Here is a 23,437-nt window from a genome sequence, read left to right as displayed (position 1 = left end):
GGGGAGGAGGGGAGGGACGGATTCGCGACTCTTAATCGAAGGTACGAAGCTTCGGATCCAATTGCTCGAAGCCGTCAGTTTTTGAAGCAACACAAAAGATATATAAGTGCGAACGTCGACATTCGCTGTAGAAGAAACGACGGTTTACTTCGCGAGTGAATCTGAGTTCCAAGTCATCATTCTTGACAGCATCTTCTTTTTTGCATCACGAATTCCTGCCGAGGAAGTCTGTCAACAGTGTTGCGATTTTTTCCGGCTGATCTTCCATTGCGAAGTGACCACAATCCTCAAGCACATGCAGCTCTGATCCTGGAATTGCTTCATGTAGTTTGTGGGCCCATTCAACGACCTGCCACTGATCATCTGCCCCCCATATTAGTTGCACCGGCTTTTGGCCAAGCTCGCCATAGCGCGGGGCAACCTCATCCGTGTGTTTGGGGTCATAATGCATGACTTGATGTTGAAAGAAGCTTGCTTGTCCGACTGGTCCGCTGATGAAATCAAGGTAGGTCTCCATCGACGTTTCAGCCAAGCGTTTCTTGTTCTGAGCCGTTGAATAAAGCCAATCGCGGAAATGCTCGCGGTGGTCTGTGTCGGTCGCCTTGATCAGTTTTTCCAAACCGGCCGCCATCTGTTCCCGCGTGCGCTTGGAAGGCCAGCTGTCAAAGCTGACCACATCAATCATGGTTAGGCTGCGCATACGTTCTGGGGAATGAATGCCAAACCTCTGAGCGACGCCTCCGCCGATGTCATGTGCGATGAGGTGGAAGTCCTCAAGCCCCCATACATCCAGAAGCCCCTCAAAGACCGGGACTTGGCCCGTCACGGACGTATCGATGCCCGGGTCATGTGGACGCTCTGACAAGCCGTAGCCAAGTAGATCGTAGACATGAACCTTGTATCCTGTCTCAACCAGGGTCGGCAGAATGTTCCGCCAGATATAGGAAGAGGATGGTGTGCCATGAAGAAGCACCACGGGTGTCCCTTCTCCATGCACACCATGCGCAATGCGTGTTTCGTTTATGAGTGCATGTTGGTCAACAAGGTGTGCCATGTGGGGATCTCCAATTTCTTCTTCCCCAAACACTAGTGTTTGTATATTCAATGCATCAAATGAATGATTGTCATAGAGTGATAGATAATCTGAATGCCAGAGCGCTTGGACATTGAAGGCCTGCGAGCCCTAGTCGCGATTGCGACCCATGGAGGCGTTACGCGCGCTGCCGAACATTTGGCGCTATCTCAACCCGCAGTGAGCCACAAAATCAAAAGGCTTGAGAACGTCTTGGATTGTGAATTGTTAGCTCGCCGCGCAGGTGGACCGTTGTTTACAGAAGCCGGGACGCGCCTATTGGAGTATGCGCGGCGAATGATGGATCTGCATGACGAAGCACTGGCCGCACTTGGAAAAAAATCGTTGGTAGGCACCATACGATTAGGCATGACAGAAGATACAACGGGTGGTGACGTAGCGCGCATTCTCGGGCGATTCTCGCGTTTACATCCCGAGACCAAGGTAAGCACAAGGATCGGCCAAAGCCTGACTCTGTCCGAATGGCTGGCAACGGGGGAGATTGATGTAGCAGTCATTCAAGTTTGGAGGGACGAAATCCGGCGCGACGATGTCGTACTCTTCGAGGATCGGCTGCATTGGATAAAGTCACAAGACTTGCCTTTGAAACCAAATGCACCTTTGCCGTTCCTGGCCTTCGATGAGAACTGTTTCTACAAACAATGGGCGCAATTTCACAGTTCGGGAACGGAGTATCAGTTCGAGGTTGTGCTCGAATGTCCCAGCGTATCCGGCATTCTTTCGGCAACGCGCGCGGGGCTGGGCGTAGCCCTCATGAACGGCTTGCACGTGCCTTTGGACTTGGAGGTCATCGAACGTGTGCTCCCGGAGCCTCCGGCAATCGCCTATGTCGCGCGCTCTACTCCCAAAAGCCGCAACGACGCCGCCCGTGCATTGCTGAACGAAATCGCAATTGAAGTTGGCCGTCCTTCTGCGATTCGGGTTGCTTGATTGCAAAAGCAGGACTACTCGCAAGACCCAAATTTTTTGAAATTGGGTTCCAGCTGGTCACGCGCCGCACGCGGTCATTTCGTTCGCTATGGGCCGAAACCTGTAGTTCCCCTCCCGGACCTTCCGCGGCACAGGTCGATCTGAAACGAAACGGCGTTGCGCCGAGTTTGCCTTCCGCCACGCGATCAAAAAAGAAGGCGCAAACAACTCTCCGACTGCCCACCACACCCTCTGCTGTCATCCCGCACTTGATGCGGGATCCATGCCGTGAGCGGTCCATTCGATCAGCCCTGCGTGGGGCGAGGAAACGGATTGGATCCTCGGGTCAAGGCCGAGGATAACGGAGCGAAGGGAGAAGCGCGTTGCCGACCGCCCCTCCGCCGTCATCCCGGGCGAGCATTGCGAGACCCGGGACCCACTCGCGGGGCTGCTTGCTGATACGGTTGGTTTTGACTGTTCCGGCGGCTCCGGTCTTCGGATAGCTGGCGCTCTGGGAACGAGTGGGTCCCGGCTCTGCGCTGCGCTTGGCCGGGATGACGTTGGGGACGTGAATGGGACTGTTGCAGGATCACGAGCCGAAAAACAAAAAAGAGGCGGAAAACCGCCTCTGAGCGTGACGACAAACCTCATACCTCTCAATAGTCACCCTCGGCCTTGTGCCGAGGGTCCATATTTTTCAATATGTTATGGATGTTTGGAACTAGTCCGAACATGACGCCGGAGGAATTAACGGACTTTGTCAGCAGTCTGAGGGGCAGAAAACCGCCCCTTTCTCACTCATCTCAATTAAGTCTCAGCCCAAGTCCCAGAAAAATCACACCGGGACGGAGGGGTATTTCATGCCGGCGACTTCCTGCATCAGGCGGATGACCTGGGTGCTATAGCCGGCCTCGTTGTCGTACCAGACGTAAAGCACCAGACGATCGCCATCGACGATGGTGGCCTGGCTGTCGACGACGCCGGCGTGGATGGAGCCGACGAGATCGGACGAGACCAGTTCGGTGGAGGCCGTGTAGTCGATCTGGTCCTGCAGCGGCGACTGGATCGAGACCTGGCGCAGGTAGTCGTTCATTTCCTCAGCTGATGTCTCGCGCTTGAGATTGAGGTTGAGGATCGCCATGGAGACGTTCGGGATCGGCACACGGACCGCGTTGCCGGTCAGTTTGCCCTTCATCTCCGGCAGACACTTAGCCACCGCGCTGGCAGCGCCCGTGCTGGTCAGAACCATGTTGAGCGGGGCGGCACGGCCGCGGCGGTCGCCCTTGTGGTAGTTGTCGATCAGGTTCTGATCGTTGGTGAAGGCGTGGATGGTTTCCACGTGGCCGTTCTCGATGCCGAACTCGTCGTTGATTACCTTCAGGACCGGCGTGATCGCGTTGGTGGTGCAGGATGCGGCGCTCAAGATGTCGTCGTCCGGGGTGATGTCGCCCTGGTTGACGCCGTAAACAACGTTCTTGATGTTGCCCTTGCCCGGTGCGGTCAGGATGACTTTTGCGGCGCCTGGGCACTTCAGGTGCTGGCCGAGGCCTTCCTCGTCACGCCACATGCCGGTGTTGTCGACGACCAGCGCATTCTTGATGCCGTATTTGGTGTAGTCGACCTCCGCCGGAGAATTGGCGTAGATCACCTGAATGTAGTTGCCGTTGGCGATGATGGCGTTCTTGTCTTCATCGACGGTGATCGAGCCGCTGAAGGCGCCATGAACAGAATCGCGGCGCAGCAGGCTGGAGCGTTTCTTGAGATCGCCTTCCTTGCCGCCGCGCACGACAATGGCGCGCAGGCGCATCTTGTTGCCGGCCCCAACGCGTTCGATCATCATGCGGGCGAGCAAGCGTCCAATGCGGCCGAAACCGTAAAGGACAACGTCCTGCGGCTCCTGCAGGATTGAGGTCTTGCCGGTGTTGATGCTGGCGAGCTGCTCTTCAACCAGGGTCTTGGCATCGCCGCCTTCCGTCATGTAGCGGTGGCACAGCTTGCCGAGGTCGACGCGGGAGGCAGCGAGATCCATTTCCAGCATCGCCTTGACGATCTCAAGGCTCTTGGCAACGTCCAGCTCCTGGCCGGTGATCTGCAGGGCGTAGCGGTGCGCCTTGATGATCTCGATGGCAGAGTTGTTGAGGAGCCGGCGGCCGAAAATCCGGATGTTGATGCCGTAGTCGCGGTAAAGGTGGCCAACCAGCGGGATCATCTGCTCAGCGGCGGATTGTTGTTCCTTCCAGTTATCGAAGTGATTATCCATAGCCGCCATGCCGACCAACTCCCTTTGGGTGATTAACGCACAATGATTGGCGGGTTTTCCCGCCTGCGCGTGCGGTTTATCGCTAGACCAAACGCAATGTCCAGACCCACTTTTTGTTTAATCGATTAGATGCATAGGTGCCGATGCTGCCTGGGTGCCAGCGCTCGGAAAAAGGCATGTCACAAAGAAAAAGGGACGGAAAACCGCCCCTTCGAAACCCGTCTGATTGAAGCTGCCGATCAGGCGCTTTGGGCTGTCTGGATGCCCTTGTCGCTCATCAGGCCCTGGAGTTCCTGGTTCTGGAACATCTCGCGGATGATGTCACAGCCGCCGACGAACTCACCCTTTACATAAAGCTGCGGGATGGTCGGCCAGTTGGTGAATTCCTTGATGCCGTTGCGCAGCTCGTCATCTTCCAGAACGTTGATGCCTTTGTACGGCGCGCCGACATAGTCGAGGATCTGAACGACCTGACCGGAGAACCCGCACTGCGGGAAGTTCGGTGTGCCCTTCATGAACAGCACAACGTCGTTGGTGTCGACTTCGTTCTTGATCCAGTCTTGGATGCTCATTTCACTTGTCCTTGTCTGTCTGCCTGCAGCGGGCGGCTAACCTTATGATGCCTGATAATGCGTGATAATACGTATATGGGCAATCACGCCGTCAAATGCACGGGGCAAATTCGGTTTAATCCGGCGCCTTGGTTTGCAAGGCGAGGGCATGCAGCGCGCCGCCCATGTTGCCCTTGAGCGCCTCATAGACCATCTGGTGCTGCTGGACGCGGCTCTTGCCCCGGAATGCTTCGGAGACAACATTCGCCGCGTAATGGTCGCCATCGCCAGCCAAATCCCGGATCTCCACCTGAGCGTCGGGCAATGCCTCCTTGATCAGGGTTTCAATCTCATTTGCGTTCATTGGCATGTTATGCGCGCCCCTTCATTGCCTGTTTCCCCCTCATGGCCGACTCACACGGCTGTCATGTAATCAGGAAACCAATTTTCATGTGCTTTTTTCAGCTTTGCAACGGATATGGTGAGAACACCTTGAACTGTCAAATCCGTTCCGCCGGTTGTTCCGATCCGCTCGACTTCAATGCCGGCGTCGACAATGTCTTCCAGAACCGCATCAAGCCGGTCCGGGCTGACAGTGACGACATAGCGGCCCTGGTCTTCGCCGAAGAGCGCCGCGTGTGCAGGTCCGTCGATCTCGACGCTTGCACCCATTCCACTGGCCATCGCCATTTCGGCAAGAGCGACGCCGAGGCCGCCGGAGGAAATGTCATGGACACCGGTGAGGCGCGCAGCGCCGATCAGCTGGCGGACAAGCGTGCCGCGCCGCTTTTCTGCCGCGAGATCGACCGGAGGCGGTGCGCCTTCCTCGCGGCCAAGGATGTCGCTGAGATACTGCGAAGCGCCAAGATGGGTGCCGCGGCCGCCGATGACGAGGATAACGTCGCCTTCGTTCGCAAACGCCGCACCCGCGCGCACGGTCACATCCGGCAACAGGCCAACACCGCCAATCGCCGGGGTCGGCAGGATTGCTTCGCCGTGGGTCTCGTTGTAGAGCGAGACGTTGCCCGAGACGATCGGGAAGTCGAGTTCCCGGCAGGCTTCGCCGATGCCTTTGATACAGCCAACGAATTGCCCCATGATTTCCGGGCGTTCCGGATTGCCGAAATTGAGGTTATCGGTGGCCGCAAGCGGCTCTGAACCGACCGCCGTCAGGTTGCGCCAGACTTCGGCCACCGCCTGTTTGCCGCCTTCAAAGGCGTCCGCCTCGCAGTAGCGCGGGGTCACATCGACGGAGAAGGCGAGACCCTTGCGGGTGCCGTCCACGCGGATGACACCGGCATCGCCACCGGGGGTTGCCGCGGTGTTGCCCTGGATCAGCGTGTCATACTGCTCATAGACCCAGCGGCGCGACGAGCCATTGGCATTGCCGACCAGTGTCGTAAGCGCCTCGGCATAGTCGTCCGGTTCTGCGATGTCGCTGGCTGCTATAACAGGACGCTTTTGGGGTTCGATCCACGGACGGTCGTATTCCGGAGCTTCGTCGCCGAGTTCCTTGATCGGCAGATCCGCAACGGTCTCGCCCTGGTGCTTGACCACAAAGCGCAGCGTGTCGGTCGTGACGCCGACGATGGCAAAGTCGAGGCCCCATTTCTTGAAGATCGCTTCTGCTTCAGCTTCCTTTTCCGGGCTGAGAACCATGAGCATGCGCTCCTGGCTTTCCGACAGCATCATCTCGTAAGCGCTCATGCGCTCTTCGCGCACGGGCACCTGGTCGAGGTTCAGTTCGATGCCGAGGTCGCCCTTGGCGCCCATTTCAACGGCGGAGCAGGTGAGGCCGGCTGCGCCCATGTCCTGGATCGCGATGACCGCGCCGGTCTCCATCAGCTCAAGGCAGGCTTCGAGCAGGCATTTTTCCGTGAACGGATCGCCCACCTGAACGGTCGGACGCTTCTCCTCGATCGTGTCGTCAAATTCGGCTGACGCCATGGTCGCACCGCCAACACCATCCCGGCCGGTTTTGGCGCCGAGATAGACAACCGGCAGGCCGACGCCCTTGGCTTCGGACAGGAAGATCTTGTCGCTGTCGGCAAGGCCTGCGGCAAAGGCATTCACAAGACAGTTTCCGTTGTAGCGGGCATGGAACTCGACTTCACCGCCGACGGTCGGAACGCCGAAGGAGTTGCCATAACCGCCCACACCGGAGACAACACCTGAGACGAGGTGGCGGGTCCGCGGATGATCGGGTTCACCGAATCGCAGGGCATTCATGGCTGCGACCGGACGGGCCCCCATTGTAAAGACATCGCGCAGGATGCCGCCAACACCTGTTGCCGCACCCTGGTAGGGCTCGATGTAGGACGGGTGATTGTGGCTTTCCATTTTGAAGACAACGGCCTGACCGTCGCCGATATCGACAACCCCGGCGTTTTCACCTGGACCCTGAAGCACACGCGGGCCTTCCGTCGGCAAGGTTTTCAGCCATTTTTTGGAAGACTTGTAGGAGCAATGCTCGTTCCACATCGCCGAGAAGATGCCAAGTTCCGTGAACGACGGCTCGCGGCCAATCAGTTCCAGAATGCGGTCATATTCGTCAGGTTTGAGGCCGTGGGAAGCGATGAGCTCGGGCGTGATCTTGATGTCGTTCGGGATCATGTCGGTCCGGAAATCTGCGGCGTTTAGAGCGTTTTACAAAATGCTTTTGTGCGCCTGGGCCAGTTTCGCGCCGGTTTAGCAGACAAAACCTCAAAATGGGAGAGGTCTCAGACGATTCATTTGCATGTTGTCCGTAAGGCTTTCGGCTGCGCGACCGGCAACGTTACTCGAAGCTGTCGTAGCAGGCGCAGTTGTCGTTCAAAAGGTCGCGCACAGCCACAAGGCCCTCAACGGTCTGATCCCGGGTTAGCGGATTGCTGAAGCCGATGCGGATGCAGTGATAGACCTTGCCGGTGCGACCTGGTTTGAACTCGTCTTCATCATCCACCAGAACATTTTCTGCAGCCGCTGCCGCTTTGAAAGTCCCGGGGTTCCAGGGTTCGGGCACCTTTAGCCAAAGGAAGGGACAGTCGGCGGCGGAGCGATATTCGAACGGGCTGAGATGTTGCCGCACAAGAGCGTGGCGGGCCGCGATCTCTTCACCGACTTTCTCTCGAAAGTCAGAAGCTGCACCAGACAAGATCAGCCTGGAGGACAGCTCTGAGAGAAGAAATGAAATGCCGCCTGTCAGCATCTTGTGGGCGGTGTAAATGCGCTGGGCGTAGGACTGAGGGCTGGAGAGCCAGCCGCCGCGCACGCCAGCCGTCACGGATTTTGACAGGGATCCAACGTGAAAGGTCCGCTCCGGAGCCAACGAGACAATCGGCGGAACCGATGTGTCCCGCAGCGAGCCGTAGACCTCGTCCTCGATGATCCAGAGATTGTGCTGCCGGGCAACCTCGATAAGCTCGTGCCGGCGCGTTTCGCTCATGAACCCCGTTGTCGGATTGTGCATGGTCGGCATCAAAAACAGGATGCGTGGGTGTGTTTGGGCACAGACGCGAGCCAGATCCTCTGGCAAGGGCCCTTCTTCATCCCGCTCGACCAACACCGGCCGTCGACCAGACAGGGCCGCCCCCCGCGCGATAGAGCTGTAGGTCAGATCTTCAAAGGCAATTCTGTCTCCAGGAGCTGTGGTCGCTGCAATGATCGACATGATTGCCGCTTGAGCACCGGTAGTCGGAACAATGCTGCCTTCATCAGGTTCCCAGCCGCCGCGTGACAACCAGATCTTACCGGCGGCGCGCCAGTCCGGCGGGACAGCGCGGGTGTAACTGGCGATCTCGTGCGGATGGTCGCGTGTGATGTCCAAGGTGATTTGCGCGATCAGCTTTGCCTGTCCGATTTCCGGTGCTGATGTGCTGTCGAACCGGATGGAAGATTCGTGGGGAACCGCGATGCGTGTGCCAGCGAACGCTCGGTCTTTTGGCGGTTGCATCGCGCCTTGAACCCATGAAGTCCCCTCGGTGCGTTGTCTGAGGGTTGGGGCGGACGGTGCAGGATTGCCTGCGGGGGCGTCAAGGTTCGGTTTTGTAGATTCTTGAAGCTGGATCGGCTCTGCACTGCCAAGAACGTATGTTCCACGCCCCACTTCGCCATTCACCAGACCACGTTGACGGATAGTGGCATAGGCCCGGCCGATGGTGCCGACCGTTACGCCAAGATCATAGGCGAGATCACGCTGTGGCGGCAGTTTGGTTCCGGCTGCGAGTGCGCCGGAGGCGATGTCTGCGGAAATCTGATCTGCGAGCCGCAGATAGATCGGGCCTTGCCCGTCCGGGATCTGAGGAAGCCAATTTGTCATGGTGACAATTTAGTATATTGCCGCCGTCAAGGAGTCAATTCATAAGATTGTCACCGTAAAGGACACAGTTATTGTGTCGATTGTATCTCTTGGAGTATCTAAAATGAGTGCATTGGAATCAATCTTCGCACCCAGCTGCACAGACCAGCCAAGAGTCTCGTTCCCGCGCTGGAACCTGGTGAGGTTGGTTTTGCAATGGATGGCCGTCGCCAGAAGCCGGCGCGAATTGGCCAGCCTGACGGATGATCAATTGAAGGATATCGGTTTGAAGAGATCCGATGTGCTGGTTGAGATTGAAAAGCCGTTTTGGCAGGGCCCGGACTTCCGGTGACCTGTTAATGCGCCTTGCGCATCTTTTGAAACACCGTGCTTGGTCATCAAATGTCCGGGGCCCGATGTCCGGCCTTCTTAAGCAGCAGCCTTCAGCTTCTGAAGCGATAGGCCCCGGATTTCGCAGGCGCCCGACCTCCGCGGGCGCCTGCAATTCATATGGTGTCCTGGGTTAGACTTCGCCGGTGTACTCGCCACGTGCCGGGTAGTCGTTTTTCTTGACGAAATCCAGCGCGCCGAGCATCTCCTGAAAATGCGGCCGCACAAACGGCATGGTTTGGACGGATGCAAAGTAGAGTGTGCCGTCGGGCTTGACCAAGAAGACACCTGGCTCTGAGAACAGGTCCGGCTCTTCAATTCCGATAGACGTCTTGCCACGGCCCGTGGAGATGTAGAGCCCCCAATCCTTTGCCATTGTGAGCGGCAATCCGTAACCGAACGTTAGGTCATCGAATCCGACCTTGTCAGCCATTTGTTGTGTCCGCTCTTGATCATCGGATGACAGGGCAATGACCTCAACGCCGCGTTCCTTCAGATCGGGCAAAAGACGGCCAAGTTCCTTCAAATAGGTGGCGCAAATCGGACAATGCAGCCCGCGGTAAAAGACGACCAATGTTGCAAAGTCAGCGGATTCCGATGAAAGATCAAACGACCCGCCGCCGAGTGTCTCAACGGTCAGTGCTGGAACGGTCTGTCTGGGGATGAGCATGATGCTTCCTTTGTCTTGGATAAATCGGATCGACTTGGGCTAGAATATCGAACGATCTCGATATAAAAGTACAAATAAAGAAGCCGAGAGTACGGATATGCAGGCGCCTTATCGCACAAACTTCAATGGCCGGCTGGACCGGTTGTCGTCTCTGATCGACAGGTTGCGGGTTCATGTGAGCGACGGCGGAGCAGGCGGCCCGGATGTACAGCATGCCATGCTGATGATCTGCAAAGATCCGCGCCAGGACCTTCGTCTTGTGTTGCGCCCGCCAGAAGACAGTGCTTCAGGTGCTCTTGATCTCGTTCGCCCGAGGGCTGATGAAAGCATCATCGTATCGACAAACATCGAGATATCCGGAGTTGGAAAACGGCTCTTTGCCGCGCTTCCCATTTGTTTGTCCGTTGACCTTTCGGACGATCCAAGTTTGTCGTCAGTGGTGATGCCGCTGGTGGAAGAGGTGATGCGGCCCCGCTGTGGCGGCCAGGCTGTCTTTCAGCGCTTGTGCGAGGTGGTGGTGATTCGGTTGCTGCGCCATGCGATGGAAGGCAATGAGATCGATTCAGGGCTTTTGAACGGGCTTTCTGATCCAAGAGTCGCGCAGGCGCTTGTCGCCATTCACGAGGCACCGGGCGAAAACTGGACACTAGAACGGCTCGCGGAAATCGCCGGCATGTCGCGGACCCAATTTGCGGTGACCTTCAAGAGCCTGATCGGGATAACGCCGATGACGTATTTGTCGAATTGGCGGCTCGACATTGCACGGGATGAACTCGCCGCTGGGCGTCAGGTCAAGGCTGTCGCCAATATGTGCGGCTTTTCCAGCCCGGCATCCTTTTCCCGGGCTTTCGCCAAGAGATATGGCGCTCCGCCACGCCGCGCGCGGCAACTGGAGCACAACTGAACGCAGGTCAGCGAACAGGATCGTCCGGTTGCTCCATGCCGTAAAGCTCGTCGTTGATGTCGTCCATCTTCCGGGCGAGGAGCGCCTGAGCATCCTTCAGACCGAGATTGTAGAAGTTCGCGCCAAGTGATTTGGTCAGGAAGTCGATCAGGATATCGGCTTCCATGTTGCCGATATCGGTATCCAGTTCGTCGCTCAGATACTGCCGGATCTGCTGGTTGAGGCGGGCGCGAGTATCCTTGTCCAGTTTCAGGTCCGGCATGTCTGGTTGCCCCCAGCAATCAGGTGAAGAGATTGGCCGGTCAGGCAGCCTGCTCCAAAAGGCTTTCGAACAGCAGGCGGCCATCGAGGCCGCCGTGAAGCTGCTCAACCAGGTTTTCCGGGTGGGGCATCATGCCGAGCACGTTGCCTTTCGCGTTTGTGACGCCGGCAATGTCGTTGATCGAGCCGTTCGGATTTGTGCCGTTGGCATAGCGGAACACCACTTGCCCGTTGTCTTCGACGGATTTGAGGGTTTCAGCGTCGGCGAAGTAATTACCGTCGTGATGGGCAACCGGGCACCGCCACACCTGGCCTTTTTCGAACTTGGAAGAAAACTGTGTTACGCTGTTCACCGTTTCCAGCATCACTTCTTTGCAGACAAAAGTCAGTCCGGCATTGCGCATGAGGGCACCCGGCAGCAGGCCCGCTTCTGTCAGGATCTGAAAGCCGTTGCACACACCAAGAACTGAAACGCCGCTCTCGGCCTTGGCGACCAGATCCTTCAGGATCGGGGACCGCGCTGCAATCGCGCCGGAGCGCAAGTAATCGCCGTAGGAGAAACCGCCCGGGACGATGACCAAATCGGCGTCGGGCAGGGAGCTTTCCGTATGCCAGACGCCGACAGGGCGCGTGCCGGTGATCAGTTCCAGCGCATGAAACATGTCACGATCGCGGTTGGAGCCTGGGAAAACGATGACGGCGGTTTTCATGGAGCAAGTTCCGGAAGTTCAGAGCAGGTAAAACACAGCAACGAGGGCAACAAATGCGGGCAGCAGGATGAAGATTGCAGCTTTTATGGCCAGAAAGAGAACAGCTCTCTTTGCATCCTTATCCATTTCGCTCCCCTGCTTATGCGATCTCGATCGCGTAGTTTTCAATCACGGTGTTGGCGAGCAGCTTTTCGCACATCTGCTCCAGTTCGGCCTTGGCGGCATCTTTGTCGGACCCGATCAATTCCAAGTCGAACACCTTGCCCTGGCGGACAGAGCCGACATCGCCGAAGCCAAGACCGCCGAGCGCGCCTTCAATGGCTTTTCCCTGAGGATCGAGAACACCGTTTTTCAAGGTGACGATCACGCGAGCTTTCATGATTGTTGTCTCCATCAGCATCTGGTGGGCGTGTTGCGCGCTCCATACACCAGCTGAACCGCTTCGCAAAGTCAAAGACGGCTATTCAAAAGAAAAACCCCTGCCAAGTGAGATCAGGGCAGGGGTCTTTGAAGATTTATTTGACCAGCGTTGGGCCTGATCCGACCGGGCGCTCGTTCTGTGTCACGAGACCCAGACGTTTGGCGACTTCCTGGTAAGCTTCCAGCATGCCGCCCATTTCGCGGCGGAAGCGGTCCTTGTCCATCTTTTCGTTGGTCTCAATGTCCCAAAGACGGCAGCTGTCCGGAGAAATCTCGTCCGCGACCACGATGCGCATCAGATCGCCCTCAAACAGGCGGCCACACTCGATCTTGAAATCAACGAGGCGGATGCCGACACCCAGGAACAGGCCGGACAGGAAGTCGTTGACCCGGATGGCCAGGGCCATCATGTCGTCGAGTTCCTGCGGAGTTGCCCAGCCAAAGGCCGTGATGTGTTCTTCAGACACCATCGGATCATCGAGTTCATCATTCTTGTAGTAGAACTCGATGATGGAGCGCGGCAGCTGTGTGCCCTCTTCAAGACCCAGGCGCTTTGCGATTGATCCGGCAGCAACATTGCGCACAACCACTTCAAGCGGGATGATCTCGACTTCGCGGATCAGCTGCTCGCGCATGTTCATGCGGCGGATGAAGTGCGTCGGAATGCCGATGGCATTCAGGTTGTTGAAGATGTACTCGGAGATGCGGTTGTTGAGCACGCCCTTGCCGTCAACGATCTCGTGTTTCTTGTTGTTGAAAGCAGTCGCGTCATCCTTGAAGTGCTGAACCAGGGTTCCTGGCTCCGGACCTTCATAGAGAATCTTCGCTTTACCTTCATAAATGCGCCGGCGGCGGTTCATGGGCTTATCCGTCTCGTTATTGAGAGAAACCTTGCGAGGGATATCTGCGCCTATACGTCTCGTTCACTGGGAATTTGGCTTCGACCAGGTGGGGACCGTATGGCCGCAAATCCTCGATTGCGGCGCGGAACTTACCCGAAGCGAGGCGAAAGCACAATCTTATGTTTTGTGCGAATTTCCGGGGAATGTCATGCTTTTGGCCAATCCGTGTCGCTACTACGTTGATTTGCGAAGCGGTGGGGGATATTGAAAGAGCCAAATGATCCCCATATTGGGGATGTGCACCGCAGTTCAGGAGACGTAGAAGCATGAGCACATTCGACAAGCGCGAGCAGGGATTTGAAAACAAATTCGCGCATGACGAGGAGCTGCGGTTCAAGGCAACCGCCCGCCGCAACAAGCTGCTGGGCCTCTGGGCTGCAGGGCTTCTCGGATACGAAGGCGAGAAGGTCGAAGAATATGCCAAGGAAGTTGTCCGGGCTGACTTCGAAGAGCCGGGTGACGAAGACGTTTTCCGCAAAATCCGCGCAGACTTTGATGCCAACAATGTCGATCAGTCGGATCACCAGATTCGGCGCACCATGGACGAACTGATGGCAACCGCCGTGGATCAGCTGCAAAACGAAGGCTGATCAGGGGATCGGACTGGTCTTTGTCGAATTTGAAATGCCCGCCGAAACCGGCGGGCGTTTTTGTTTGTTGGCTGGACCCGTACGGATGAGGCACATATCCGGCTTGCGGGCAGCTTGAGATCCTTGTCTGATGGTGGCCAATCAGGAGGAGACGACCGTGACCGACCCGAAAACCCTTGCCGACAAATTGCGCTCCGGACAGCCGGTGATCACAGGCTGGTCCATGTTGGCGGCACCAATTGTGTCTGAGCTTTTTGCTCGCAGTGGCTATGAAGCGGTTACACTGGACCTTCAGCATGGGATGCATGACTTCCAGTCCGCCAGCGAAGGCTTTGCAGCCCTGGTGCTCGGTGGGGCTCATCGGATTGCGCGCATCCCCGTTGACGACAATGCAACTGCCAGCCGATTGGCGGACATGGGTGCAGAATGTCTCATTGCTCCAATGATCAATTCCCGTGCGGATGCCGAAGCCTTTGTGAAGGCCGTCAAGTACCCGCCAGTTGGAGAGCGCAGCTGGGCACCGTCCCGAGTGGTTATGCTCAACCAGCAAACTCCGGATGCCTACTTGGAAACTGCGAACGAACAAACGCTGGCTCTGGCCATGGTGGAAACGCGTACATCTGTTGACGCGCTGGATGACATCTTGGCGGTGCCGGGTCTGGACGGAGTATTTGTTGGACCAAGCGATCTGTCGCTGGCTCTGTCAAATGGCGAAAAACTTGATCCGAACGGCGAAGAGACGGCCCGGGTTTGCGGCGAAATCGCAGCCCGAGCGAAAGCGGCGGGGAAGATCGCCGGTATCTTTTGCATTGGTGCGGCAAAAGTTGAGGAGGCCATCGCCCAAGGATTCAGGCTTATGGCCCACGGCACAGACATGATGATGTTCGATGAGGCGGCGCGCGCTCACCTTCAAGAGGTCGATGCCGCAACCGGATCAGGGCCCGCAGCCAGCTATTGAGGTAGACTATTGGCGAGGCAATATGAACAGGCTTGCGGGCGAGGTGAACTTAAGAGAACTCCGCCAGTTTAGCCGAGCTTTTTCATAAAGTGGGCAAAGGACATCATGCCTTCCGGCCACGGGCCGTGCCCGCTTTCCAGATTGATATGGCCCGCCTCGCCGGCATCCTGGAACGTCGTGCCCCAGGCGTTCGCAAAATCCTGGGCCCGCTCATAATCGCAGTAAGGATCGTTCCGGCTCGCGACAAGATGGCCCGGGAAGGTGAGGGGATGAGTTGGCACCGGTTTGAAGTCACCGCCGTCAAACTCCGGAACGAGGCCGTCGCGATCCCAATCGGAGGGTGCAACAAGATAGGCACCGCGGACCTTGTCCCTTAAAGCATGCGCAGCATGCGCAACAAGAATACAGCCCAGCGAATGGGCAACAAGGACAACCGGGCGCTGACAGGCCTCGACTTCTTTGACCAGCGTGTCCACCCAGTCTTTTTTGTTTGGCCGATGCAGTTCTCTTTGAGCCACAACGCGTGCGGTTGGCATCTTGTCCCGCCAGCGCAACAGCCAATGGCCCGGCAAGGTTTTGCCGTAGCCGGGAATGAGCAGGATGTCGGTTTCGGAAATCTTCAAGACAAGGCACCTTTGGGGTTGGGCAAAGCTCTAGGCGCTGCGTGAAACCATATTTTTTTCCTGAGGTCCAGCCGAAAGCCTGTCGGTTGAGCGGAGGTCAGGTGGTGCATCTCGATTTCATCTGAACTCTTGCGTGTAAAGATCAAGAATGCCTCATGTAAAAATTCTGTCAGGAGCAGTTTTGACGATAACGTTTCGTATTTGTCAGTAATTTATTCAGGTCTTTAGGGCTTTCTGACTAGGTCGAATTCAGGATGAGGGAAAAGCATGTCGCGGGCTGTAGTCTTTGGCGGCGCCGGATTTATCGGATCCCACCTGCTTCGTTCCTTGAAAGAAAGCGGCAAGTTCAAGGAACTGGTGAGCGTTGATCTGGTCGCCCCGCGCGCACCGGTCGAGACAGTCGATTACAAAATCGCAGATATTCGCCGGCCGCTGCCCGTGGATCTGTGTCAGGCCCCTGATGTTATCTACAATCTTGCAGCCATCCACCGGACGCCTGGCCATGAAACGCATGAGTATTATGAAACGAATGTGGCCGGGGCGACGCATATCTGCGAGTTCGCACGGGCATTAGGTGTCAAAAAGATCGTTTTTACCAGCTCGATCGCAGTGTATGGCCCCGATGAGGCACCGAAAGAAGAAACCACTCCTACCGCGCCGCAATCCGCCTACGGATGGTCCAAGCTTTTGGCCGAGCAGATCCAGCAAAGCTGGCAGCAAGAAGCACCCGACCGTAAACTGGTGATTTCCAGGCCGGCAGTCGTCTTCGGTGCTGGAGAAAACGGCAACTTCACCCGGCTCGCTGGTGCCCTAAAAAAGGGGTTCTTCCTCTATCCGGGCCGCAAGGACACGATCAAAGCGTGTGGCTATGTTGATGAATTGATCCGGTCCTTCGATTTCATGCTGGGGCAGAAAGAAGGGCAGTCGCTCTATAACTTCTGCTATCCGCACCCGTACACAATTGAAGAAATCTGCCAGAGTTTTGAGCGAGCTGGTGGCCTGTCTCAGCCCCGGGGCGTTGTTCCCTTGCCTTTGATGAAGTTGGCGAGCATGCCGTTTGAAATTCTGAATGCGTTTGGCATCAGGAACGGCATTAACCGGGCGCGTATTCAGAAATTGGTCGTATCAACGAATATTGTTCCGGCGAAGCTCAAGTCATCGGGATACGTTTTCGAGACTGATCTCGACAGTGCCTTGAAAAACTGGCGTGCGACATCTCTGATTGAAGATGGTTTCGCATGACTTCGATCGATATGTAGGTCCCGATCCGTGAGATCTCTGCAATCGTGGCAAAAAAAGCCCCGCGGTAACTCCACGGGGCATTTGTAAGCAGTCAGGTCTAGGTGCCAAGTCAGGCACCTTGGTAAGTTTGCTAGACGTTTATCTGTCCGTAACGCAGAGCCTCAACCACTGTGTGGGTCTTGTTGGATGCATTCAGCTTTACGCTGGCATTTTGCAAATGCGCATGGACTGTCCGCTGAGAGATATCCAGAACATCTGCAATCTCACCTGCGGTTTTGCCGTAGGCTGTCAGTTCGAGAACCTTGCGCTCGCGGGTCGACAGGGCGCCCGGGCGTTGGCCGGAGACCACACCGAGTTCACGCAAGCGTGAGAATGCTGCTGCCGACAGTGCCTCAAGATTGGACAGATCGTATTTGCTGACTTGCAGGGCCGGTCCACTGGCAAAAACAAATGCCTGGAACGGGTAAAGCTCGGTAACAGGCACGACGACAATCTGGCTTCCCTCTCCAGCGGAGGCCATGAGATCGGAATGCTCCATGTCACCAGCAGTGATCGTCCAGATGCGGGCCCGGTTCGAGCCCAGCCCCAGCATCAAGGCACTGTCATTTGCCGACAGAGACGTGCTCTCGATGCCATCATTGCGTTGATCCGGCCAGCGGAAGCGCTGCACCAGGTTGTCGATCGGACGGTTGGGCATCGGCAGACCGGTTATCAGGATATGGGTTGCCCCCATACGCCGTAGGTTCGATTCCAAAATGTCCAGAACATGATGGGCTGCGTTAGCCTCAGAGATCGCTCTCAGTTTATTTTTCAATTCGGTTTGATCAAGCATTGTGCACATCCTTTGCGGCTTGAAAGCCGCTTTTTTGGACACGCCACAGACACGCTGTTGGCGATCCTGATGGGTTAACTCGCGCATGGCACAGGTGACCTGCCCCCAGCCAAACTCGAAGCGTCGCGCATTTTTTGGTGGGACATTTGTTGTTCTTCCGTGGATAGAACTTCCCATGCGTCAACAAACTCACGCTACAATACAATTGATGATCGTACCAATATGGAAAAACCTGCAAGTTGGCTTTATATGCCATTTTGTTTGCATTTCCCCAGCGGGAAGGGGTGTATAAATTACTGAATTGTTTATCAGGAGTTGTTTTTCATCTTCCTATATATTGTAAAAAATAACAATATTAATTGTTTTTAACCCCTAATTAATTATGTCAAGGAATCAGCTCCAAATATGCTTCTGGAGGTTGGTGGGATCGCGGAGACTTGTGCTTTGCGGCTTTCTTCTGATTAGTCTTACCCTTTATGCTGAGTTGCTTAGGCTTAACCTGCAGACTAAAAACGCCGGCAAGGGAGACTGTATCCATGCCACTTAGTTTTTCTGGGCCAGATCATTTCTACACTGCCGATGAAGAGGCCTGGTGGTCTGCGGTCGACAAGGCTCTGAAAGGAGCTCCGAGGGATAGACTGACATCTCTCACCGATGACGGTCTGCCGGTCCAGCCGCTTTACGCCAACCGCACCGACCAGCCAGCCCGGGCTTTGCGAGCTAAGCCGGGTGCCTGGACCATATCACAGCGGATCGACCTTCCCGACGTTTCGGTTGCCAATGCGCAAATCCTGCAGGACTTGGAAGGTGGCGCTAGCGGTTTGGATCTTGTCTTGGATCCAATTGGATTGGGAACCGGTCGAGGTATCCAAATAAAAACCGCGCGTGACTTTGCCCGACTTTATGCTGGCGTGCTTCCAGACCTGATCGAAACCCGCATCGACGCAGGAAACAAGACTTTAGGGCTCATTAGCGAGTTCCTTGGTTATCTGAAATCCGCCGGTATTAAACCTTCGACCGTGCGTCTCACCGCCTCCTATGATCCGAATTCGGCCGCAGAGACTGATGGGGCCGACCTCTCGGCGCTGAAGGTCGCAGCAGAAGAAAGTGTAGCGTGTGGTAGTCCACTGCGCCTGCTGACCGCGGACGGGCAAACTTGGCACAATGCCGGCGCGAGCGATGCGCAAGAGCTGGCGCTCGTGCTTTCCTCTGCTGTTGCGCACATGCGCGCTCTGGAAAATGCGGGGCTTGAGCCTGAAGAATGGGCTACGCGGATTTCGATCACTCTGGTTGCCGATGCTGATCAGTTCGGCACAATTTCCAAGGCCCGGGCCATCCGGAAACTCTGGGCATCCGTTTTGGCAGGTGCCGGCGTGAAGCAAGATCCTGCCGATCTACATATGGTCACCTCCCGGCGAATGCTGACCCAGCGCGATCCTTGGGTGAACCTCCTCCGCAACACGGTGGCGTCTTTTGCAGCCGGTGTCGGTGGAGCTGACAGTGTTTGTGTATTGCCGCACACAGAAGCAATCGGTTTGCCGGATGCGTTCGCCCGCCGGCTCGCGCGCAACACCCAGTCGATGCTTTTGGAAGAAAGCAGCCTGGCGAAGGTCATGGATCCGTCTGCGGGTTCTGGAGCGATTGAGGCGCGCACTGATCAACTCTGTGCAGCTGCATGGGCATTCTTCCAGGAAATCGAGGCAGCGGGTGGATTGCTTGCTGCGCGCAAAAGCGGATTGGTAGAAAAGAATATCGCCGAAACCAGAGCGAAAATCGAAAAGGATATCGCCCGGCGCAAACGCCCGATCACGGGCGTCAGTGAGTTCCCAAATCTCGGCGAAAAACCCGTGGAAGTGCTTGCTAAGACAAACTCAGGCGCCGGTTGGCGCTATGCCGAACCTTTTGAGGTGCTCCGGGCTGCCGCGGACGCACATGAACAGGCAGCGGGACAGGCGCCAAGCATCTTCCTCGCGACCCTTGGCCCGCTCGCGCAGTTCACGGCTCGTGCCACGTGGCTGGCCAGCGCATTCGCAGCCGGCGGTTTGAAGGCAAGTGAAGCGGCTGTCTATGGATCTGTTGAGGAAATGGCGGCCGCTTTTAAGGAAAGTGGCGCAGCGCTAGCGTGCATCGTGTCGTCAGACGCTGTTTACGAAAATGAGGCCGAAGCTGCCGCGAAAGCCCTTTCCGATGGCGGGGCCAAACACATCTACCTTGCAGGAAAGCCGGGCGACAAGGAAGCCGCTTATCGTTCTGCCGGTGTCGGAACCTTCGTTTTTGCCGGTTGTGATATATTGGAACTGCTTCGTGATGCGCACAGCCTCTTGGGGCTCCCAAGCGCTTCAGCAGAACAAGAACTGGAGGGCCAAGCATGAGCCGGGTTCCGGATTATTCCAAGGTTCCGTTTCAGGACGCGCTTGGCGCGGCCAATGTCGCGGACGAGGCGGCTTGGACCACTCCTGAGGGCATCAATGTTGCTGCTGCATACAGTGCCGGTGACATTGCCGACCAGAAACATATCGGCACCTGGCCGGGTCTTCCGCCGTTCATGCGGGGGCCGTATCCCACGATGTATGTCCAGCAGCCTTGGACTGTGCGCCAATATGCTGGGTTCTCGACGGCCGAAGATTCAAATGCGTTTTACCGGCGGAACCTTGCTGCTGGTCAGAAGGGTCTCTCGGTTGCTTTCGATCTTGCCACGCACCGGGGCTATGACAGCGATCATCCGCGTGTCTCGGGTGATGTTGGCATGGCCGGTGTCGCGATCGATTCGATCTATGACATGCGCACGCTCTTTTCCGGCATCCCGCTGGACAAGATGAGCGTCTCCATGACCATGAACGGCGCAGTGTTGCCGGTGCTGGCACTTTACATCGTTGCAGCGGAAGAGCAGGGCGTTGATCAAAAGGATCTCTCGGGCACCATTCAGAATGACATTCTGAAGGAGTTCATGGTCCGCAATACGTACATTTATCCGCCGAAGTCGTCGATGAAGATCATCTCCGACATCTTCGCCTACACCTCACAGAACATGCCGCGGTTCAACTCGATTTCCATTTCCGGCTATCACATGCAGGAAGCGGGTGCGACGGCGGATCTGGAGCTCGCCTACACGATTGCGGACGGCATCGAATATGCCCGCGCCGGTGTCGCGGCTGGCATGGACATTGACCAGTTTGCGCCGCGCCTGTCGTTCTTCTGGGCGATTGGCATGAACTTCTTCATGGAAGTTGCAAAGCTGCGCGCTGCGCGCCTGATCTGGGCGACCTTGATGGAAGAAAACTTCCAGCCGAAGAACCCAAAATCCCTATCTCTGCGCACCCACTCTCAGACTTCCGGCTGGTCGCTTACGGCGCAGGATGTCTTCAACAATGTCATCCGTACGTGTGTGGAAGCAATGGCAGCGACACAGGGGCACACCCAGTCGCTGCACACCAATGCGCTGGACGAGGCGCTGGCACTACCGACGGACTTTTCGGCGCGGATCGCCCGGAACACCCAGCTTTTCCTGCAGCAGGAGAGCGGCACCACCAAGGTCATCGATCCCTGGGGCGGATCATACTATGTCGAGAAACTGACCGCCGATTTGGCCGAAAAGGCGATGGCGCACATCCGCGAAGTCGAAGAGCTGGGCGGCATGGCAAAAGCCATTGAAAAGGGTATTCCCAAGCTTCGGATCGAAGAAGCGGCGGCCAAGACCCAGGCGCGGATCGACAGCGGTGCGCAAACGGTTGTTGGCGTCAACAAGTTCAAGCCTGAGAGTGAACAGGCCATCGACGTTCTCAAAGTCGACAATGCGACAGTTCGGGCCGCTCAGATCGACAAACTTAAACGGCTGCGAGCAGAGCGCAACGAAGCGGAGACGCAGGCTGCGCTCGATGCCCTGACAGAATGCGCGAAGACTGGTGAGGGCAATCTTCTGGATCTGTCCGTCAAGGCTGCGCGGGCGATGGCGACCGTCGGAGAAATCTCGTTTGCAATGGAGAAGGTCTTCGACCGGCATAAAGCGGAGATCAAATCGATCTCAGGAGTGTACAAGCGGGAGGCTGGCGCAATGTCCGGCACCATGGAAAAAGTACAAAGCCTCGTTGAAACGTTTGAGGACAACGATGGCCGGCGTCCGCGTATCCTCGTTGCCAAGATGGGGCAAGACGGTCACGACCGCGGCCAGAAGGTGATTGCCTCGGCCTTTGCCGATCTCGGTTTTGACGTCGATATCGGCCCGTTGTTCCAAACCCCGGAAGAGGCGGCCCGGCAGGCGGTTGAGAACGATGTCCATGTGGTTGGCGTGTCGTCCCTTGCCGCAGGTCATTTGACGCTGGTCCCAGCACTGAAAAAGGCGCTGGCCGACGAGGGCCGGGAGGACATCATGATCGTCGTGGGCGGTGTGGTTCCGCCGCAAGACTACGATGAGCTCTACAAATCCGGAGCCGCAGCCATCTTTCCGCCGGGGACTGTCATTGCGGAAGCAGCTGTCGGTTTGATTGAAAAGCTGAATGTTCAGCTCGGTTACGCGCCGGCCCAGGCTGCCGAATAAACGTAATTGGCAATCAAAATTCGAACCGGCTGCGGGAAACGCAGCCGGTTATTTTGTTTTGGCTGACTGCTTCAAGCTGAGCTGAACGGGCTTTTCCAAATACAAAACCCCCAAGTTAGAACCCACACGCCAGCGCACCTTTGCCAAGTTCACGGTCGCAAGCTTGGTATCAGCGACATAAAGCGTGTCGGGTAGATCAGCTTCGGCGTCCGGGATGACGACACCCGTCCCGCCGTTCTGAAGGTCGTAAAGTGTGCAATCACAAATATCGGTCTTGTCGACTGTGAGGAGTTTTCCGTGCCTCAACCGTGTTCGGGAGGCCGGTGCCAGCCGTATTCCAGTTTTGTCTGTAACTGACGGTGCATACATAAGAAATGAGCTCCAAAGGATATGATGCGCAATAATCCCGGAGCGTTTTAATTGTCAAAATTTGCGATGAAATTACAGTAATCCGCGCAATTTCATATGTATTTGATGAAAGTTTGACGGGTTATGGATCTTCTGGCGCCTGGTAGACCAGAATGTCGCCCGGCTGACAGTCCAGAACTTCGCAGATCTTTTCCAAAGTTTCGAAGCGGACGCCCTTCACCTTTCCGGACTTGAGCAGGGACACATTCTGCTCGGTGATGCCGATCCGTTCGGCAAGCTCCTTCGACCGCATCTTTCGGCGGGCGAGCATCACATCCAGTTCGATAATGATCGGCATATTCGAGACCCTGATGCGTTGATGCTAGACGATTTGCCGGTTTTCTTCCGCAAGCAGGGCCGCCTCACGAAAGATCCATCCAAACAACAACATAAGCGCCCCAAGAATCATTGTGAAAATTTCGCCGCCATCGAGGGAAACGTCAATGACACTCTCCACTTCCGGATAATCAAGTGTCGCGACCATGATCCCGACCGGATCACTGGCAATATCAAATACCGCAAATGAAATCATCCATGCGCCGAGCGAAAAGACATTTTCCAAAGCCTGCGGGGAAAAGTAGTCCCCAGTTTCAAAATGCCGGCATACCGATCGCAGCGCCCAAATGATTCCAAGAGCAAGCACAAAGTTGACCACCAGCAGCACTGCCAGGATAAACCGTTGTTCAATTGGGATGGCCGCAAGCGCTCTTTCACCTTCGCCAACCCAGATTGTTTCGTCGATGCTCCACGCTGGCCCTTGAGGAAAAAGGAACACAAAGGTCAGGCCGATCCCGACCGTCAAGGTGATTAATAGGGAGAGGGTTGCGATCCACTTGACCAGTCTTGCGACAATACGAATGCGCTTCAGGCGTTTGCTTTGTTCATTGATGGATGCGTCGACCAT

25 protein-coding genes are annotated in these 23,437 nt (G+C 56.4%); 8 read left to right on the top strand and 17 right to left on the bottom strand.

The window, feature by feature from the left end:
• Window positions 1–205: 205 nt before the first annotated feature.
• Window positions 206–1,054: an alpha/beta fold hydrolase gene (locus tag RBB44_RS22565; RefSeq protein ID WP_306150075.1), complete on the bottom strand. Its 849-nt coding sequence runs from the start codon at window positions 1,052–1,054 to the stop codon at window positions 206–208.
• Window positions 1,055–1,147: 93 nt separating this feature from the next.
• Here RBB44_RS22565 and RBB44_RS22560 point away from each other — a divergent pair, with 93 nt between their 5' ends.
• Window positions 1,148–2,023 (top strand): LysR family transcriptional regulator, encoded by an 876-nt coding sequence (locus tag RBB44_RS22560; RefSeq protein WP_306150074.1) that lies wholly within the window; start codon window positions 1,148–1,150, stop codon window positions 2,021–2,023.
• An 814-nt stretch (window positions 2,024–2,837) separates the two neighbouring features.
• On the opposite strand, the gene RBB44_RS22555 is transcribed toward RBB44_RS22560, so the two are convergent.
• From RBB44_RS22555 to RBB44_RS22535, 5 genes are all read right to left on the bottom strand, one after another.
• On the bottom strand, window positions 2,838–4,271 hold the full coding sequence (locus tag RBB44_RS22555) for a glyceraldehyde-3-phosphate dehydrogenase (RefSeq protein WP_306150073.1): 1,434 nt from the start codon (window positions 4,269–4,271) through the stop codon (window positions 2,838–2,840).
• Between the two features lie 230 nt (window positions 4,272–4,501).
• The gene (gene grxD / locus RBB44_RS22550) at window positions 4,502–4,834 is read right to left on the bottom strand and encodes a Grx4 family monothiol glutaredoxin (RefSeq protein ID WP_306150072.1); all 333 of its coding nucleotides are present in this window, start codon (window positions 4,832–4,834) and stop codon (window positions 4,502–4,504) included.
• 115 nt (window positions 4,835–4,949) lie between these two features.
• Complete coding sequence (locus tag RBB44_RS22545; RefSeq protein WP_133946685.1) at window positions 4,950–5,183, bottom strand: BolA family protein; 234 nt, start codon at window positions 5,181–5,183, stop codon at window positions 4,950–4,952.
• 44 nt (window positions 5,184–5,227) lie between these two features.
• Window positions 5,228–7,426 (bottom strand): phosphoribosylformylglycinamidine synthase subunit PurL, encoded by a 2,199-nt coding sequence (gene purL, locus RBB44_RS22540; RefSeq protein WP_306150071.1) that lies wholly within the window; start codon window positions 7,424–7,426, stop codon window positions 5,228–5,230.
• Between the two features lie 163 nt (window positions 7,427–7,589).
• Window positions 7,590–9,110, bottom strand: a complete 1,521-nt coding sequence (locus RBB44_RS22535) for a PLP-dependent aminotransferase family protein (RefSeq protein ID WP_306150070.1) — start codon at window positions 9,108–9,110, stop codon at window positions 7,590–7,592.
• Window positions 9,111–9,213: 103 nt separating this feature from the next.
• Here RBB44_RS22535 and RBB44_RS22530 point away from each other — a divergent pair, with 103 nt between their 5' ends.
• Complete coding sequence (locus RBB44_RS22530) at window positions 9,214–9,441, top strand: DUF1127 domain-containing protein (protein WP_306150069.1); 228 nt, start codon at window positions 9,214–9,216, stop codon at window positions 9,439–9,441.
• A gap of 171 nt (window positions 9,442–9,612) precedes the next feature.
• Here the strand turns inward: RBB44_RS22530 and RBB44_RS22525 are convergent, their stop codons facing one another.
• On the bottom strand, window positions 9,613–10,149 hold the full coding sequence (locus tag RBB44_RS22525) for a peroxiredoxin-like family protein (protein ID WP_306150068.1): 537 nt from the start codon (window positions 10,147–10,149) through the stop codon (window positions 9,613–9,615).
• A gap of 97 nt (window positions 10,150–10,246) precedes the next feature.
• Here RBB44_RS22525 and RBB44_RS22520 point away from each other — a divergent pair, with 97 nt between their 5' ends.
• Window positions 10,247–11,053, top strand: a complete 807-nt coding sequence (locus tag RBB44_RS22520; protein ID WP_133946690.1) for an AraC family transcriptional regulator — start codon at window positions 10,247–10,249, stop codon at window positions 11,051–11,053.
• A 7-nt stretch (window positions 11,054–11,060) separates the two neighbouring features.
• Here RBB44_RS22520 and RBB44_RS22515 read toward each other — a convergent pair whose 3' ends face one another.
• The 5 genes from RBB44_RS22515 to purC form a co-directional block, all read right to left on the bottom strand.
• Window positions 11,061–11,315: a DUF2164 domain-containing protein gene (locus RBB44_RS22515; protein WP_306150067.1), complete on the bottom strand. Its 255-nt coding sequence runs from the start codon at window positions 11,313–11,315 to the stop codon at window positions 11,061–11,063.
• A gap of 40 nt (window positions 11,316–11,355) precedes the next feature.
• A complete protein-coding gene (purQ, locus tag RBB44_RS22510) occupies window positions 11,356–12,024 on the bottom strand; it encodes a phosphoribosylformylglycinamidine synthase subunit PurQ (RefSeq protein ID WP_306150066.1) in 669 nt (222 codons plus the stop codon).
• Window positions 12,025–12,042: 18 nt separating this feature from the next.
• On the bottom strand, window positions 12,043–12,150 hold the full coding sequence (locus RBB44_RS22505; protein ID WP_306150065.1) for a phosphoribosylformylglycinamidine synthase-associated small membrane protein: 108 nt from the start codon (window positions 12,148–12,150) through the stop codon (window positions 12,043–12,045).
• Window positions 12,151–12,163: 13 nt separating this feature from the next.
• A complete protein-coding gene (purS, locus tag RBB44_RS22500) occupies window positions 12,164–12,406 on the bottom strand; it encodes a phosphoribosylformylglycinamidine synthase subunit PurS (RefSeq protein WP_306150149.1) in 243 nt (80 codons plus the stop codon).
• Window positions 12,407–12,539: 133 nt separating this feature from the next.
• Window positions 12,540–13,304, bottom strand: coding sequence for a phosphoribosylaminoimidazolesuccinocarboxamide synthase (gene purC / locus RBB44_RS22495; protein ID WP_306150064.1), 765 nt, complete (start codon window positions 13,302–13,304; stop codon window positions 12,540–12,542).
• Between the two features lie 308 nt (window positions 13,305–13,612).
• Here purC and RBB44_RS22490 point away from each other — a divergent pair, with 308 nt between their 5' ends.
• Complete coding sequence (locus tag RBB44_RS22490; RefSeq protein ID WP_133946694.1) at window positions 13,613–13,936, top strand: DUF1476 domain-containing protein; 324 nt, start codon at window positions 13,613–13,615, stop codon at window positions 13,934–13,936.
• A 157-nt stretch (window positions 13,937–14,093) separates the two neighbouring features.
• Window positions 14,094–14,894, top strand: a complete 801-nt coding sequence (locus tag RBB44_RS22485; protein WP_306150063.1) for an HpcH/HpaI aldolase/citrate lyase family protein — start codon at window positions 14,094–14,096, stop codon at window positions 14,892–14,894.
• A 68-nt stretch (window positions 14,895–14,962) separates the two neighbouring features.
• Here the strand turns inward: RBB44_RS22485 and RBB44_RS22480 are convergent, their stop codons facing one another.
• Window positions 14,963–15,517 (bottom strand): alpha/beta hydrolase, encoded by a 555-nt coding sequence (locus RBB44_RS22480; RefSeq protein ID WP_306150062.1) that lies wholly within the window; start codon window positions 15,515–15,517, stop codon window positions 14,963–14,965.
• A gap of 267 nt (window positions 15,518–15,784) precedes the next feature.
• Between RBB44_RS22480 and RBB44_RS22475 the strand changes: the two genes are divergently transcribed.
• A complete protein-coding gene (locus tag RBB44_RS22475; RefSeq protein WP_306150061.1) occupies window positions 15,785–16,759 on the top strand; it encodes an NAD(P)-dependent oxidoreductase in 975 nt (324 codons plus the stop codon).
• Between the two features lie 130 nt (window positions 16,760–16,889).
• On the opposite strand, the gene RBB44_RS22470 is transcribed toward RBB44_RS22475, so the two are convergent.
• Window positions 16,890–17,591: a helix-turn-helix domain-containing protein gene (locus RBB44_RS22470; protein ID WP_133946698.1), complete on the bottom strand. Its 702-nt coding sequence runs from the start codon at window positions 17,589–17,591 to the stop codon at window positions 16,890–16,892.
• A gap of 536 nt (window positions 17,592–18,127) precedes the next feature.
• Between RBB44_RS22470 and RBB44_RS22465 the strand changes: the two genes are divergently transcribed.
• On the top strand, window positions 18,128–19,963 hold the full coding sequence (locus tag RBB44_RS22465; protein WP_306150060.1) for a methylmalonyl-CoA mutase subunit beta: 1,836 nt from the start codon (window positions 18,128–18,130) through the stop codon (window positions 19,961–19,963).
• A complete protein-coding gene (scpA, locus tag RBB44_RS22460; RefSeq protein WP_306150059.1) occupies window positions 19,960–22,125 on the top strand; it encodes a methylmalonyl-CoA mutase in 2,166 nt (721 codons plus the stop codon). Before RBB44_RS22465 ends, scpA begins: the two co-directional genes overlap by 4 nt.
• A gap of 48 nt (window positions 22,126–22,173) precedes the next feature.
• On the opposite strand, the gene RBB44_RS22455 is transcribed toward scpA, so the two are convergent.
• The 3 genes from RBB44_RS22455 to RBB44_RS22445 form a co-directional block, all read right to left on the bottom strand.
• Entirely contained in the window at window positions 22,174–22,494 is a 321-nt protein-coding gene (locus RBB44_RS22455; protein WP_306150058.1) for a hypothetical protein, read from the bottom strand.
• Between the two features lie 121 nt (window positions 22,495–22,615).
• Window positions 22,616–22,831: a helix-turn-helix transcriptional regulator gene (locus RBB44_RS22450; protein ID WP_306150057.1), complete on the bottom strand. Its 216-nt coding sequence runs from the start codon at window positions 22,829–22,831 to the stop codon at window positions 22,616–22,618.
• A gap of 24 nt (window positions 22,832–22,855) precedes the next feature.
• Entirely contained in the window at window positions 22,856–23,437 is a 582-nt protein-coding gene (locus RBB44_RS22445) for a DUF2975 domain-containing protein (RefSeq protein ID WP_306150056.1), read from the bottom strand.

This window comes from Roseibium sp. MMSF_3247, from assembly GCF_030733765.1.
In the GTDB taxonomy this organism is placed as follows: Bacteria; Pseudomonadota; Alphaproteobacteria; order Rhizobiales; family Stappiaceae; genus Roseibium.
The sequence above is the reverse complement of the archived record's forward strand: the minus strand, read 5'-3'. Positions and strand labels throughout refer to the sequence as shown.

Excerpts from the sequence above, each read along its gene's own strand:
- RBB44_RS22490 (WP_133946694.1), top strand. The coding sequence starts at position 13,613 with ATGAGCACATTCGACAAGCGCGAGCAGGGATTTGAAAACAAATTCGCG.
- RBB44_RS22565 (WP_306150075.1), bottom strand. The coding sequence starts at position 1,054 with ATGGCACACCTTGTTGACCAACATGCACTCATAAACGAAACACGCATT.
- RBB44_RS22465 (WP_306150060.1), top strand. The coding sequence starts at position 18,128 with ATGCCACTTAGTTTTTCTGGGCCAGATCATTTCTACACTGCCGATGAA.
- RBB44_RS22475 (WP_306150061.1), top strand. The coding sequence starts at position 15,785 with ATGTCGCGGGCTGTAGTCTTTGGCGGCGCCGGATTTATCGGATCCCAC.
- RBB44_RS22525 (WP_306150068.1), bottom strand. The coding sequence starts at position 10,149 with ATGCTCATCCCCAGACAGACCGTTCCAGCACTGACCGTTGAGACACTC.
- RBB44_RS22560 (WP_306150074.1), top strand. The coding sequence starts at position 1,148 with ATGCCAGAGCGCTTGGACATTGAAGGCCTGCGAGCCCTAGTCGCGATT.
- RBB44_RS22450 (WP_306150057.1), bottom strand. The coding sequence starts at position 22,831 with ATGCCGATCATTATCGAACTGGATGTGATGCTCGCCCGCCGAAAGATG.
- RBB44_RS22515 (WP_306150067.1), bottom strand. The coding sequence starts at position 11,315 with ATGCCGGACCTGAAACTGGACAAGGATACTCGCGCCCGCCTCAACCAG.
- scpA (WP_306150059.1), top strand. The coding sequence starts at position 19,960 with ATGAGCCGGGTTCCGGATTATTCCAAGGTTCCGTTTCAGGACGCGCTT.
- RBB44_RS22545 (WP_133946685.1), bottom strand. The coding sequence starts at position 5,183 with ATGCCAATGAACGCAAATGAGATTGAAACCCTGATCAAGGAGGCATTG.
- purQ (WP_306150066.1), bottom strand. The coding sequence starts at position 12,024 with ATGAAAACCGCCGTCATCGTTTTCCCAGGCTCCAACCGCGATCGTGAC.
- RBB44_RS22445 (WP_306150056.1), bottom strand. The coding sequence starts at position 23,437 with ATGGTCGACGCATCCATCAATGAACAAAGCAAACGCCTGAAGCGCATT.
- RBB44_RS22555 (WP_306150073.1), bottom strand. The coding sequence starts at position 4,271 with ATGGCGGCTATGGATAATCACTTCGATAACTGGAAGGAACAACAATCC.
- RBB44_RS22535 (WP_306150070.1), bottom strand. The coding sequence starts at position 9,110 with ATGACAAATTGGCTTCCTCAGATCCCGGACGGGCAAGGCCCGATCTAT.
- RBB44_RS22470 (WP_133946698.1), bottom strand. The coding sequence starts at position 17,591 with ATGCTTGATCAAACCGAATTGAAAAATAAACTGAGAGCGATCTCTGAG.
- purC (WP_306150064.1), bottom strand. The coding sequence starts at position 13,304 with ATGAACCGCCGCCGGCGCATTTATGAAGGTAAAGCGAAGATTCTCTAT.
- RBB44_RS22520 (WP_133946690.1), top strand. The coding sequence starts at position 10,247 with ATGCAGGCGCCTTATCGCACAAACTTCAATGGCCGGCTGGACCGGTTG.
- RBB44_RS22505 (WP_306150065.1), bottom strand. The coding sequence starts at position 12,150 with ATGGATAAGGATGCAAAGAGAGCTGTTCTCTTTCTGGCCATAAAAGCT.
- grxD (WP_306150072.1), bottom strand. The coding sequence starts at position 4,834 with ATGAGCATCCAAGACTGGATCAAGAACGAAGTCGACACCAACGACGTT.
- RBB44_RS22530 (WP_306150069.1), top strand. The coding sequence starts at position 9,214 with ATGAGTGCATTGGAATCAATCTTCGCACCCAGCTGCACAGACCAGCCA.
- purL (WP_306150071.1), bottom strand. The coding sequence starts at position 7,426 with ATGATCCCGAACGACATCAAGATCACGCCCGAGCTCATCGCTTCCCAC.
- RBB44_RS22455 (WP_306150058.1), bottom strand. The coding sequence starts at position 22,494 with ATGTATGCACCGTCAGTTACAGACAAAACTGGAATACGGCTGGCACCG.